At 65.6% G+C, this 11,932-nt stretch carries 11 protein-coding genes and 2 tRNA genes; 4 read left to right on the forward strand and 9 right to left on the reverse strand.

Features of this window, described 5'->3' with window-relative positions:
* Positions 1-5 precede the first annotated feature (5 nt).
* A tRNA-Gly gene (locus IEY21_RS15945) sits at positions 6-81 on the forward strand.
* Positions 82-254: 173 nt separating this feature from the next.
* On the opposite strand, the gene IEY21_RS15950 is transcribed toward IEY21_RS15945, so the two are convergent.
* The 4 genes from IEY21_RS15950 to IEY21_RS15965 form a co-directional block, all read right to left on the reverse strand.
* Positions 255-336 (reverse strand) — tRNA-Leu (locus tag IEY21_RS15950).
* A gap of 105 nt (positions 337-441) precedes the next feature.
* A complete protein-coding gene (locus IEY21_RS15955) occupies positions 442-1,161 on the reverse strand; it encodes a PHP domain-containing protein (RefSeq protein ID WP_229753179.1) in 720 nt (239 codons plus the stop codon).
* Positions 1,162-1,164: 3 nt separating this feature from the next.
* The gene (locus IEY21_RS15960) at positions 1,165-2,115 is read right to left on the reverse strand and encodes a diacylglycerol/lipid kinase family protein (protein ID WP_188905334.1); all 951 of its coding nucleotides are present in this window, start codon (positions 2,113-2,115) and stop codon (positions 1,165-1,167) included.
* 71 nt (positions 2,116-2,186) lie between these two features.
* Positions 2,187-2,528 carry a hypothetical protein gene (locus IEY21_RS15965; protein WP_188905335.1) on the reverse strand — a complete coding sequence of 114 codons (342 nt, stop codon included), beginning with the start codon at positions 2,526-2,528 and terminating at the stop codon, positions 2,187-2,189.
* A gap of 45 nt (positions 2,529-2,573) precedes the next feature.
* On the opposite strand from IEY21_RS15965, the gene IEY21_RS15970 reads away from it, so the two are divergent.
* Positions 2,574-3,494, forward strand: a complete 921-nt coding sequence (locus IEY21_RS15970; RefSeq protein ID WP_188905336.1) for a diacylglycerol/lipid kinase family protein — start codon at positions 2,574-2,576, stop codon at positions 3,492-3,494.
* A 1-nt stretch (position 3,495) separates the two neighbouring features.
* Positions 3,496-4,113, forward strand: coding sequence for a phosphatase PAP2 family protein (locus IEY21_RS15975; protein WP_188905337.1), 618 nt, complete (start codon positions 3,496-3,498; stop codon positions 4,111-4,113).
* 194 nt (positions 4,114-4,307) lie between these two features.
* On the opposite strand, the gene IEY21_RS15980 is transcribed toward IEY21_RS15975, so the two are convergent.
* The 4 genes from IEY21_RS15980 to IEY21_RS15995 all read right to left on the reverse strand — a co-directional run bounded on the left by IEY21_RS15980 (position 4,308) and on the right by IEY21_RS15995 (position 10,270).
* Positions 4,308-5,240: a GIY-YIG nuclease family protein gene (locus tag IEY21_RS15980; protein ID WP_188905338.1), complete on the reverse strand. Its 933-nt coding sequence runs from the start codon at positions 5,238-5,240 to the stop codon at positions 4,308-4,310.
* A gap of 82 nt (positions 5,241-5,322) precedes the next feature.
* Positions 5,323-8,313, reverse strand: coding sequence for an adenosylcobalamin-dependent ribonucleoside-diphosphate reductase (locus IEY21_RS15985; protein ID WP_188905339.1), 2,991 nt, complete (start codon positions 8,311-8,313; stop codon positions 5,323-5,325).
* A 230-nt stretch (positions 8,314-8,543) separates the two neighbouring features.
* Positions 8,544-9,509 (reverse strand): NAD(P)H-dependent glycerol-3-phosphate dehydrogenase, encoded by a 966-nt coding sequence (locus IEY21_RS15990; RefSeq protein WP_188905340.1) that lies wholly within the window; start codon positions 9,507-9,509, stop codon positions 8,544-8,546.
* Positions 9,506-10,270, reverse strand: a complete 765-nt coding sequence (locus IEY21_RS15995; RefSeq protein WP_188905341.1) for a class I SAM-dependent DNA methyltransferase — start codon at positions 10,268-10,270, stop codon at positions 9,506-9,508. Before IEY21_RS15995 ends, IEY21_RS15990 begins: the two co-directional genes overlap by 4 nt.
* A 210-nt stretch (positions 10,271-10,480) precedes the next feature.
* Here IEY21_RS15995 and IEY21_RS16000 point away from each other — a divergent pair, with 210 nt between their 5' ends.
* Positions 10,481-10,942 (forward strand): hypothetical protein, encoded by a 462-nt coding sequence (locus tag IEY21_RS16000; RefSeq protein ID WP_188905342.1) that lies wholly within the window; start codon positions 10,481-10,483, stop codon positions 10,940-10,942.
* Between the two features lie 56 nt (positions 10,943-10,998).
* On the opposite strand, the gene IEY21_RS16005 is transcribed toward IEY21_RS16000, so the two are convergent.
* Positions 10,999-11,556, reverse strand: a complete 558-nt coding sequence (locus IEY21_RS16005; RefSeq protein WP_188905343.1) for a DUF1802 family protein — start codon at positions 11,554-11,556, stop codon at positions 10,999-11,001.
* Positions 11,557-11,932 lie beyond the last annotated feature (376 nt).

Consider the following 11,932-nt stretch of genomic DNA (forward strand, 5'->3'; position numbering starts at 1 on the left):
CTATTGCGGGAGTAGCTCAGCTGGTAGAGCACTACCTTGCCAAGGTAGATGTCGCGAGTTCGAATCTCGTCTCCCGCTCCATCAATGCTCCACCCCCAGCCCCCCTCCCACGAGGGGGGCTTTTTCTATGCCTGCCCCTGCCGTGCGGGGACCGGCCACCGCCCCTTCACGGCGGCCTCAACACACAGGGCCTCAACACACGGGGCGCAGCCTGAAAAAGCTGCGCCTGCGTGGGGTTCCTGTGGTACTGCTGCTGGTGCCGAGAGCGGGACTTGAACCCGCACGGTTGCCCGTTCGATTTTAAGTCGAATGCGTCTACCATTCCGCCATCCCGGCTCTGGGGTGCCGCTGCAAATGCCGCAGGCTGGAGCAGTATAGAGAAAACTTGGGGTGGGATGATGACGCTGAGGGGCCGGGATTGCTGTCCTGCTTCCGTTCACCTCAGTCTCGCCGGAAGCGTCCGCCCAGCGTGCGCCACTGTTTGCGTCCGTAGGCGTAGACGGGATGGGTCCACCTGCCCCCCACGCTGCCGTCCCGCAGGGCCGCCAGCAGGTCCTGGGGCGAGCGGATAAGACGGAAAGGGGTTTCCACCCACGCTTCCCCGATGTCGCGTAGGGTGTGGGCGTCACTGCCGGCACAGACTGACAGCCCGCGCTCGTGGGCCCACGTTGCCGCCGTGAGGTTCCAGCGGTGACGCGACAGACGCGAATTGAAGGTCTCGACGATATCGATGTCGTCGGCAATCCGCAGGGTGGCCTCGGGGCGCAGGCGGTAGCGCTTGAGGGGATCGAAGCCGTGTTGCAGCATGACCAGTCCTCCCTGGGCCTTGATCTCGCGGACGGTGTCCTCGGGGGTCAGCCCCCGGGGAATGCGTTCCTGCAGGAACAGGGCATTCAGCTCGCCCTCCGAAGTCGTGACCTCCTCGCCGGGAATGATGCTCAGGCGCTCGGCGAGGCCCAGGTCCGCCACGATTGTGGCGAGTTCGGGGCCGCCCCGTTGCTGGTCATGGTCGGTGACGGCAATGGCCCGTGTGTTGGTCCGCAGCATCCACGCGGGAATGTCGCGCAGCCGCGTGCGGCAGTCATGGCTGACCTCGGTATGGACGTGCAGGTCCACCCGCATCACCTGCACGCCCTCCCGGAACACGAGGTTGTTCTGCATGACTCAGTCCCTGCCGTTGGGCCGCAGCACCCTCAGGGCCGCCGCCTCGATCTCGACATGCACGGTCCCGGTCAGGTCCGGCCGGGCCGGGCGAACCTCACCGTCTACATGAAATGCCTGGCCCAGGTAGGGAATGTCGATGCTTCGTGCGCGCGCCCGCTGCACGCTCGGCAGTTCTCCGAAACCGTCCCGCGCCAGGGCCGCCGCGTAGGCGAGCAGGCCGTCGCGCTCCTCGGCATTCACGCTCACCACATCCAGCCAGCCGTCGCAGGGGTCGGCCCCACTGCACAGCGGCAGGCGGGGGCCGGTGGCGGGGGTGTTCATGACCTCCAGCAACAGGTGGGCCAGTTCGGGCTGGGCGGCGCCGTCCAGCGAGAGGGTCAGCGGCAGCGGATTGAGGCCGCTGAGCGCCGAGCCGATGGCCCCCACCGCGCGCAGAGGGCTCTTGCCGCTTTCGGGATCGTAGTCGGCGAGCACGTCGGCAAAGGCGCCGCACCCCAGCGCTTCCAGAAACGTGTCCTCGCCCCAGGGGGCCCGGACCCGGCCCACGTCAAAGGGCACTGCCCGCGCGTCCGCGTAAGCGGCGATCACGTCCTGCGGCTCGCCGCAGACTCCCAGGGTGCGGGCGATGTTGTTGGCCGTGCCCATGGGGATCACACCCAGCGTGACATTCGGCCGCCCGGCCAGCCGCAGCGCAGCGGCGCGGATGGTACCGTCGCCCCCCGCCACGAATACGGTTCCTGTCGCCCCGGCGAGCGCTCCCTGCAGAGCGTCCTCGCTGTCGGTGGCCCGGTAGACCGGGCGGTAGCCGATGCCATGCAGCGCCTCGGTGAGCCCTTCTGGACTGCTGTGGCCGCTGCCGCCTGCCCCCGGATTGAAGATCAGGGTGGCCGAGGGCGGCTGTACCGGCGCGGCCGAAGCCGCCGTGATGACCGTGACTTCGTTCGCCGTCATGGTCCAACTGTAGTCATTCGCCCTGAAGGGCGCCTTGAGGAAACGATGAATACAGGGGGGGAGACCCGGCTTCACGGCTGGTCTTCGTCCTGCATGGCCCGCCAGTCCTCGTAGGCCAGGGCGGGCAGCAGGGCAAAACTGCCGACCACCAGTGAGGCCGCCGCTGCTGGAGCCCGCACCGCTGTCTTGCCGTTCAGCATCAGATACAGCGCCCCGAGCGTGCTGAGCGCTCCAATGTCCATGAACATGATCCGGGCGAAGGAACTGCGTTTCAGGGTCTCTACGGTACCCAACTCGCCCTCGCGGCGGCGCCCCACGACAGCGGTCAGGACCAGCATCAGCAGCAGGGACAGGTAAAGGCGCAGGCGGGCGGCGGAGGGACGTCGGTAGGGCTCCAGGCCGGGAGGGGTCATGTTCCAGAGTACCCGTCCCGGCGCCCGCGCCGTACAGTGGCAGCCATGACCGTGCCCCGCTCCGGCTCCGCCGACCTGACGCCCGCCGTCCTGATCTACAACGCCAGCTCGGGACAGGGCAGGCGGACCACGCCGGACGAGCTGCGGGACGCCCTGTGGAGCGCCGGATTCGACGCCCGCCACCGGCCCACGGCCCACGCCAGTGACCTGAACGCCGCGCTGGCGGACGTGACCGGGCCGGTGTTCGTGGCGGGCGGCGACGGCTCCTTCCGCGCCGCCGCGCTGCACCTGGTGGGCCGGGCCGGGGTGACGGTGGGCGTGATTCCGCTGGGCACGTCGAACAACATCGCCCGTACCCTGGGGCTGGACGACGACCCACTGGCGCTGGCCGGACGGTACCGGGACGGCCTGAGCGCGCCGTTTGATGCCGGGCGCATTCGGGCGCCCTGGGGAGAGGACGTGTTTTTCGAGGCCTGCGGCTGTGGCGTTTTTGCCGACGTGCTGCATGCCTACGATCCGGACGCTCCCAAGAGTCCGTTTCGCGCGGTGGGGGCCCTGATGGAGGTGCTTCCCGACTTCGAGCCGCTGGAGCTGCAGATCACCGTGGAGGGGCAGCTTTACCCTGGTCCGCCCCTGACCCTGCTGGAGGTCATGAACATCCAGGCGACGAGCAACAGCCTGCGTCTGGCTCCGGACGCCCACCCCGGTGACGGCCTGCTGAACCTGATCCGGGTGAACGGCGAGGAACGTGACGGCCTGATCGCTTACGTCGCCTCGCTGATGGGCGGCACCTTTGATGAACTGCCCAGCGTGCGGGAACACGTCACCCCACGCCTGCAGGTGTCGTACCACGGTCAGGTGTTTCATGTGGACGGCGAGACCCGCGAGCCCGGTCCGCCCGGCGGCGCGGTGGACATTGAGGTGTGGCCCGCCGCCCTGCAGGTGCTGCGCCCCGCTGGCGGCTGACATGCCCAGGCCCCGGCGCGCCGGCCTGAGCCGGCTGGCTGCGGGAGCGCTGGCTGCCCTGCTGTTGCTGTCCGCGCTGACCTGGCCTGTGGTGAGGGACGGACTCCTGCCCTTCGACCTGCCCGTGACCCTGTGGTTGCGCGGTCACGCGGGCCCCGGCTGGGTGGGCGCGGCGCGCATTCTGAACATTGGCGGCAGCCTGGCCGTCGTGGTGCCCGTAACGCTGCTGGGGGTGGCCCTGCTGTGGCGGCAGCGGACGCAGGCCGCCGTGCTGCTGGGCGGCATGACCACGGCCCTGCTGCTGCAACTCGTCCTGAACGCCGCTGTTGCCCGGCCCCGTCCCACGCTGCTGCCGCATCTGGTGGCTGCCTCGGGGCTGGCCTATCCCAGCGGCCACAGCACCCTGGCCGCCGCGCTGGGCACCCTGCTGAGCGCCGCGGCGTGGCGCACGCGCTGGCGCTGGCCGGTGCTGGCCCTGGCCGCGCTATACGCGGGGCTGATGGGCGCGGCCCGTGTGGTGCTGGGTGTTCACCATCCCAGCGACGTGTTGGCGGGGTGGCTGCTCGGGGTGGGGGTGGGCCTGCTCGCCGCGTCGGCAGGGGAGGGGGTGAGCGGTTGAGTTACGCCGGCTTCAGCCGTGCATGGAGTTGTACCCGAAGTTGGTGGCGGTCATGCCCGAATGTCCCAGGTTGATCACGATACCCAGCGGCGCAAATTCAGCGCGGGCCACCAGCGACAGGTTATTCAGGGCATGTTTGGTCGAGGAATATGGCGCAGCCCCGGCACGAGCATCTTGGTTGTGCCGTTTTTTTATTACGCTCCGTCCCAATCTGGATGCTCCATTTCAAGTCCAAATATTTTTTCCATCTCGTCACTCCACTGGCGCATGGTTATGTTGGTGGAAATTATTTTCCAAGTTGCCCAGCCCGACCTGGAAGTACCCGTTAATATCGATGCAGCTTGACTTGGGCTGGTGAATGCAGAATCTTTAGTAAATTTGTATGTACTACCGCACACCAACACCAAAATGCCCTTTTGAATAAGCTGACTTGAGTAAAATGAATAAAATCCGCCGCCGATATGACGGAGAGTTGAGTCTTTGGATATGACGAACTTATCAGCGAGCATTCTGCCAAATGCATGGACACCTACGGATTTCAATTCGAATATTGGATTTGAATAATCCAAAATTGTTGGCGCCCCATTCGCCTCATTTGTAAATCCCATAGAAGAATTAAGGCTGAAGAATTTAAAACCCAGTGATCTAAGAATAAGTTTGTATCGTCGCATAAAGGCTGCAACGTTGATGTGATCATGAGAGGCCAAGTGGGGTTCTGCTAAAAGTTTATTCTGGTTTGTGAGGTTTACAGATCCAGCAACACTCAGATCCTTTAGTATTTTTGCCTCAAGGCTTTTGATGTGAGCCTTGTTTAGACTCCCTGATACTGATTTTAAGATAATGACTTTTTTCCAGAATGTCTTATTTTTTGAATTTATATGCTGCTTTATTCTGGCACTAAGGGATTCGGTTTCTCCTACATAGACATAGTCTTTGCCAAAGTTGGCCTGATTCTCACCGACAAGGATGTATAAGCCAGGACAAGCAAAATCGTTGTTTTGTAGTAGCTGGTCGATCCTATCGCGTGGGAATATCGCAACTTGACCCGCCCAATCATGCATTTCTGCATATATAATCCCGTCGGGATCACCGTCGAGTAAGACGATCTGGATGGCTGTCGGTTCCACTTACTTGATGATAACTGAAGGGCCACAGTTCCGTTTCGGAATCTGTGGCCCTTTAAAATCGATCTGCCCGGATTTTATTAATTTACCCGCACTTGCTGTAGCCGCAGGCCTGGCACTTCAGGCAGCCCTCTTCCCGGATCACGGCCCGTTCCTCGCACACGGGGCAGCGCTCGCGGCTCATGCTGTCCATGCCTTCCACGCTCACGCCACCGGGGGCACCGGGCACTTGGTCGCTGCTGCCCCCAGCCAGGGGTGGAAGCTGCGCGGCCTCCATGTCCTTCTGGAAGGTTTCCAGGGCCACGGCAATCAGGTCGGCCTTGCTGCCCACCAGACGCCCGTTGTAGCTGCCATACAGCCCGCCGTTGATGCCGCGCATGGTCTTGATCAGGGCCTGGGCCGGTACGCCGTGCTGCAGGGCGATACTGACCACGCGGCCCAGCGCCTCGCTGTCGGCGTTGGCCTCGTCGCCGGCGCGCCCGCTGATGACCATGACCTCTACGGGCTTGCCGTTCAGGTGGTTGACCGTGACCAGGAACGAGCGGCGGTGGCCGCTGGTGGGATCGGTGAGCTTCACCATGTCGGTGATGCCGGACAGACGGGCGGGGCGGTCGTACTTTGCGGGGGCCACCGGCTGGCGGGCAGCGGGGGCCTGGGGAGCCGGGGCCGGCTGTGGGGTGGGAGCGGCCTGCTCGCCCATGACCTCCGCGGCGGCCTGTGAGGGCGCTTCCTCGGTCTTCTTTTCCTTCTTCTTGCTGGTGGAGAGTACCTGGAACTGGCGCGAGCCGTCACGGTAGACCGTGATGCCCTTGCAGCCGGTGCGGTAGGCCTCGCTGTAGGCGTCCTGCACGTCCTGCACGGTGGCCGAGTTGGGCAGGTTGATGGTCTTGGACAGGCTGTTGGCGGCAAATCCCTGCGCGTCAAAGGCCTGCTGCACGGTGCCCTGCATCCGAACGTGGTCGGCGGGGGCGATGTCATGGGCGCATACAAAGACCTGCTGCAGGGCGTCAGGGATAAACGGCAGGCCCACCACGCTGCCGTGGTTCTCGCTGACAGCCTCGGTCACCTTGTCCCAGTCCCAGCCGCCGCCTTTCTGCACGCCGCTGGGGGCGGGGTAGGTTTCCAGCAGTTCCACGAACAGGGGGGCGAGCAGCGCCCGGTACTCGCTGCCGATCTTGCGCCAGATGAACGGGCTGAACACCGGCTCGATGCCGCTGGACACACCCATGAGCATGGAGGTGGTGCCGGTGGGGGCCACGGTCAGCACGGCCACGTTGCGCCGCGGGGCGTGGGGCATCTGCTGCTCGTGGCGGGCGTACACCGGGTAAACGCCACGCTCCTCGCCCAGACGTTCGCTCTCGGCAATCGCCTCCTCGCGCAGAACCGACATGATCTCCATGATCATCTCGCGGCCCGCTGCGTGGTCGTAGCGCAGCCCCAGCTTGATCAGCGCGTCAGCCAAGCCCATGACGCCCAGCCCCAGGCGGCGCAGGTCCTGGCTGGCGACCCGGTTGTCTTCTAGCGCAAAGACGTTCACGTCCAGAACGTCGTCCAGAAAGCGCACGCAGGTCCGCACGTCGGCCCGGAAGGCCGCGAAGTCAAAGGTGCTGTCTGCCACGTAGGCGGCGAGGTTGATGGCCCCCAGGTCGCAGGGTTCGCCCACGGTGAGGGGAATCTCGCCGCAGGGGTTGGTGCTGCGGATCTCGTAGCGCTCGCCCAGGTTCTTCAGGGCGCTGAATTCGTTCACGCGGTCATTGAAGATCAGGCCCGGTTCGCCGGTGCTCCAGGCGTGCTGGGCGATCTGGTCCCACAGCCACGCCGCCGGAATGCCGCTGTGGGCGTTCTTGCCCTTGCCGGCCCGGTAAACCGGCACGCCGCGTGCTCCGTCCTCGGCCCGCTCGGGCAGGGTCGGCCAGCTGCCAGCAAACTCGCCGGTCTGCTCGGCGAGGTAATACTTGCCCGGCACCTCCTGCGCCTGCATCGGCCACACGCCGCCCGCCTGCAGGGTGTCCCAGAAGGCCGCCGAGATCAGGATGGAGATGTTGAAGGTGGAGATGTCGCCCTCGGCGGCCTCGCGGTCCAGGTCCTTGGCGGTCAGGAAGTCCAGCACGTCGGGGTGCGCGACGCTGATGGTCGCCATGCCCGCGCCCCGGCGGGTGCCGCCCTGTCGCACGACCCGCAGCACCGGCGCGTACACGAAGCGCAGGGTGTTGATCGGACCGCTGAGTTCGGCGCCGCGGTTGGCCCATTCCAGGAAGTTGTCGAAGATCTCCATCAGGAAGCTGACCGGACCGCTGCTCGTGCCGCCCGAGCCCTTGATCGGCGCTCCCTCGGCGCGCATGTCCGAGAGATCCAGGCGGGGCTCCAGGCCCAGCTTGGCGTCCTCGGCCACCTTGCGCGCCGCGTCCACGATGCCGCCCATGTCGTCGGGCACGCTCTGCACGCCCTCTGGCAGGCTGCGGACAATCTGCACCCCGTTCTGCCGCGCAAGCACAACCAGTTCGGGCGGAACGGCCGCGCCGTAGACCACGCGGGTCCAGTTGCGGACCGCCACCGGCTGCTTGTCGCCGTCCGGCTGGGTGGGCGGGCGCATCAGGCCCTCGATGAAGTCGGTCACGTCGGGGTGCGCCGCCGCCATGTACACCCAGCCGCGCACCCCGGCGTCGGGACGGCTGCCTGCCGAACGGGCGCGGTACACGTCGAGGTTCACACCGTTGCCGCCGCCCACCTTGGTCACCAGGGCCAGCTTCTTCGCCACTTCCATGACGCCCTCGAAGCTGCTCGGTTCGTGCTCGGTTGCGCCCTGCACGAAGCAGTTCAATACGTTGCCGTGCTGCGTGCCCGCTCCTGCCAGCACGCGCCCACCGGGGCAGAACTTCTTGCCTGCCATCAGGTCATAGTATTTCTGGGCCCAGCCCAGGCGCGCCTCGGGAGCCTCGGCCCCCGCCACCCAGTCCGCAATGCGCCGGAACATGCCGCCGATGTCGCCGTCGCCGGACTGCAGGTACTGGCGCCGGGCAATGTGCTGGGCATTCTCGTCGAAGTTGGTCAGGGGCTGAACAGGCAGGGTGGTCATGGTGGGGCTCCTTGCAGGAAAGGGGGCGGCAGCAAAACCCCTCGCCGCCCGCGGGGAGACGGCGTGGGACCGGGCGCTGAAGGGCTGGCGAAGGGGAGTCGCTCTTGGTGAGTGACTGTACCATCCGCGGGGGTCGGGTACAAGGACTTGTACCCAAATTGGAAATGATGTACCAGATGCGGCGTCTGGCAGTCGGCGTGGGCCGCTTGCTCCGTCCGGTTCAGCCGTGCTCAGCCGTGTTCTTCGGCCTTGGCGTCGCGCTCCATCAGGCTGGCGATGCCAGTGTCCGGCGTCCACGCGCCCGAGGTCACCCGCGCCACCGCCCGCACGATGGGCAGGTCGTGGCCGTGTGCGCTGGCCCAGGCGTCCAGCAGCCCCGCGGTCCGCAGTCCCTCAATGACCTGACCGCCCTGCGCTGGATTGTGGCCACGCGCGATGGCCTCGCCCGCCGCGCGGTTGCGGCTGTGGCGGCTGGTCGCGGTGGCCACCAGGTCACCCAGACCGCTCAGGCCATACACGGTGTCTTCCTGTGCGCCCAGGGCGAGCAGGTAACGCCGCATCTCGCGCAGACCGCGGGTGATCAGCGCGGCCTTGGCGTTGTCGCCCAGCTCCAGTCCGTCCACCAGTCCGGCAGCCAGCGCCATGACGTTCTTCAGCACGCCGCCCAGCTCCACGCCCACCACGTCTGCGCTGGTGTACACCCGCAGGGCGGGGGACATCAGGGCCGTCTGCACGGCCAGGGCCAGGGCATGGTCCTCACTGGCGACCACTGTGGCAGCCGGCAGGCCGCGCCCGATCTCCTCGGCGTGGTTGGGGCCGCTGAGGACGGCGACCCGGGCAAACCCCAGCTCGTGGGCCAGGGCGCTGAGCCGCTCCCCGTCCGGCGCGAGGCCCTTGGCACACAGCACCACGCCCAGGGTGCGTGGCAGCTGCGTGAGCAGGTCCGGCACCCCCACGCTGGGCACGACCACCAGCGCGAAGGCCGCTCCGTGGGTCGCCTGCGCCAGATCTGCCGTCACATGAACCGTGTCCGGCAGCGTCACGCCGGGCAGGTAAGTCTCGTTCTCGCGGCTGGCCTGCACCGTGGCCGCCAGCTCGGGCCGCCGCACCCACAGGGTCACCGCACCCTGCCGGGCTGCCGCCACCGCCAGGGCCGTGCCCCAGCCTCCGGCCCCCAGCACGGGCAAGGGGCTCATGCGGGACCCGCCCACGCAAACGCCCAGATGCGCGGCACATCGGAGGCGGGGGGGGCGTAATCCGGGTACTCCACGATTTCCCACCGGGCAAAACCGGCGGCGCTCAGCAGCGGCTCCAGATCGGCCGGGTCGTAGCCGCGTTCGCGGTGGGTCTCCACGAATTCCCGCAGCTCACCGCCGTCCTCGATGCGGCAGAACGCCTGCACCACGCCCAGCCCGGTCTCGCCCTCATGGTGGTGCGACCAGTGATAATGCACCTCGCCGCCGCCCGGCAACGGCGCGAGGCCCTCGATGGCGTCCCCCTCCCACAGTTCGCGCACTCCCAGGCGGGTGTTCACATCGAAGGCGAGCAGGCCCCCTGGCCGGAGGTGAGCCCGCGCCTGCGCCAGGGCCGCGCCCAGGTCCGGTGCGGTGAGCAGGTTGTTCAGGCTGTCGAACACACAGGTGATCAGGTCGAAGCGGCCGGGCAGCGAGAAGCTCCGCAGGTCACCGGCCACGAAGGCCACGTCCGGCAGGCGCCGCCGCGCCTCGGCGAGCATCTCCTCGCTGATGTCCAGGCCGGTGACGTGCAGGCCCGCCGCCTGCAATTCGCGGGTGAACCCGCCCGTGCCGCACGCCAGGTCCAGTGCCGCGGCGCCCACTGGATTCAGACCACCGTCCCGCGCATAGGTCAGGACAAAATCGGCCCAGTGGTCGTATTCCACGTCCGCCATGATGGCGTCGTAGACCGCGGCCAGGGCGGTGAAGGGCGGCCTCTGCATGGGCGGAAGTATACGGTGGGCCAGGACTCCTCTGGGCTCTTGCCTGTAATCGGCTCCAGCCACCACCTGCACCCGCCGTCGGGATCTGTCCCACAAATGAGGGAGTCATGAGCCGAGCGGGAAGGTTAGGGCAGTGGTGGGCGACAGGGTGAACCGCTACGGTGAGAGGGTCATTCTCAACCGTTCTGTTTCCTGTCCAGGAGGAGTCCCATGAAGAAACTGCTGACCATTGCCGCCCTTGCCCCCCTTGCCCTGAGCGCCTGCACTCTGGCTGGCAACCCTCTGAAGAAGGACGTGACGGGCCAGCTGCGTGGCTTTCAATCCGGCCAGAACCTGGGCTTGGCCCTGGTGGGGTTTAACAACGGCCAGTACACGGCGGACGGCACCCAGAGCCAGGTGATCGACAAGTTCCTGACCGGTGGCTTCGCTCTGGACCTGCCGAACAATGTTCCCTTCGGGACCTACCGCGTGATCGTCTTCCGGGATGCCAACAACAACAACCGCTATGACGCGGGCGATACCGTCCTGAGCAAGGACAACGGCAAGCGCCTGGCCTTTGCTCAGAACGACAACCAGTTCTTTGCCGGCACCAAGAAGGGCTGGAATCTGGTCAGCCCCGACGGCAACGTCCAGACCACGCTGCTGAACAACTACGACCTCGACGCCCAGTAATTCGGCGTTCCGTCAACGAAATCTTCGGAAAGGGGAGGCCAGGGCCTTCCCTGCTTTCATGGACTCAGCAGCTCCTCCAGGTGCTGCTGGCGGGCCGCCAGTTCTGCCTCGGACACGGCGGGGCCATCCAACTGCAGGTCGTGTTCCACACCGTTCAGTGGCACCCAGCTCACGCAGCCCAGCATGCCCGGCGTTTCCGGAAGGACCAGGGGCGTGACCAGCGGGCGTACCCGCAGCAGCAGGGCGTGGACCCAGGGGCGGCCCCGGTACTGAAAGCGCCGTTCAATGGCGTCAGCGGTGAGCGCCTGCAGGGGTTCCAGCTTCAGGGCCGTATCCAGTGACTCGACCTTGTGGACGGCCACGACCTCGGCCAGCGCCGGGAACCTGATCTGGCCCGGTGTGGGGTCCTCGCGCAGCAGGGCACGGTAGGCAGGTTGCAACTCCTGCGGATTCTGGTGCAGGAAGGTGGGGTACAGCAGGAACCGGCGATGCTCGACCGTGAAGCCCTCGTGCGTTTCCATGATGCCGCCCTTGCGGATCAAGAGCGAGAGCTGGCCCACGGTGAGCAGACGGCATTGGGTGTCCCATTCCTTGAGGGCGATGGAGGAGCTCATAGAGAGAGAGTAGCGCGGGATTTGAATTCCTAGTGCGAATGACGGTTCTACTGGTTCTGGGTAATACACACTAATTCATGCTTTTACCTAAACCTAAAGGTTGTTGGCCGAGTCTGTTGATCTTGTTTAATAAATTTATAGTAAACTACTCGAGTGTATTCGGTGTTCGAAGAAAATGTCCGCGCATGTGCAGCAAAATACACGATTATTCGGAGGCATTATGTTTCAATTGACCTTCTCTTGCAAGTTGGGTCGATTTGATCTGGAGCTATCTGGCATTTTGTGGGCATACATCTGGCGGCCTGACAGATTTTATGAGATTGGACGGAAAACGAGTTGCCAGCCGACCTCAAGGGTGGTTTGAGGAGGGGCGTGA

Origin of the sequence: Deinococcus aerophilus, assembly GCF_014647075.1 — a bacterium.
GTDB classification, from domain to species: Bacteria; Deinococcota; Deinococci; order Deinococcales; family Deinococcaceae; genus Deinococcus; species Deinococcus aerophilus.

What these genes read in the sequence shown, in the direction of transcription:
- IEY21_RS15970 (WP_188905336.1), top strand. Translation starts at nt 2,574, where the DNA reads ATGACCGTGCCCCGCTCCGGCTCCGCCGACCTGACGCCCGCCGTCCTG.
- IEY21_RS15990 (WP_188905340.1), bottom strand. Translation starts at nt 9,509, where the DNA reads ATGAGCCCCTTGCCCGTGCTGGGGGCCGGAGGCTGGGGCACGGCCCTG.
- IEY21_RS15955 (WP_229753179.1), bottom strand. Translation starts at nt 1,161, where the DNA reads ATGCAGAACAACCTCGTGTTCCGGGAGGGCGTGCAGGTGATGCGGGTG.
- IEY21_RS15960 (WP_188905334.1), bottom strand. Translation starts at nt 2,115, where the DNA reads ATGACGGCGAACGAAGTCACGGTCATCACGGCGGCTTCGGCCGCGCCG.
- IEY21_RS15965 (WP_188905335.1), bottom strand. Translation starts at nt 2,528, where the DNA reads ATGACCCCTCCCGGCCTGGAGCCCTACCGACGTCCCTCCGCCGCCCGC.
- IEY21_RS16000 (WP_188905342.1), top strand. Translation starts at nt 10,481, where the DNA reads ATGAAGAAACTGCTGACCATTGCCGCCCTTGCCCCCCTTGCCCTGAGC.
- IEY21_RS15985 (WP_188905339.1), bottom strand. Translation starts at nt 8,313, where the DNA reads ATGACCACCCTGCCTGTTCAGCCCCTGACCAACTTCGACGAGAATGCC.
- IEY21_RS15975 (WP_188905337.1), top strand. Translation starts at nt 3,496, where the DNA reads ATGCCCAGGCCCCGGCGCGCCGGCCTGAGCCGGCTGGCTGCGGGAGCG.
- IEY21_RS16005 (WP_188905343.1), bottom strand. Translation starts at nt 11,556, where the DNA reads ATGAGCTCCTCCATCGCCCTCAAGGAATGGGACACCCAATGCCGTCTG.
- IEY21_RS15995 (WP_188905341.1), bottom strand. Translation starts at nt 10,270, where the DNA reads ATGCAGAGGCCGCCCTTCACCGCCCTGGCCGCGGTCTACGACGCCATC.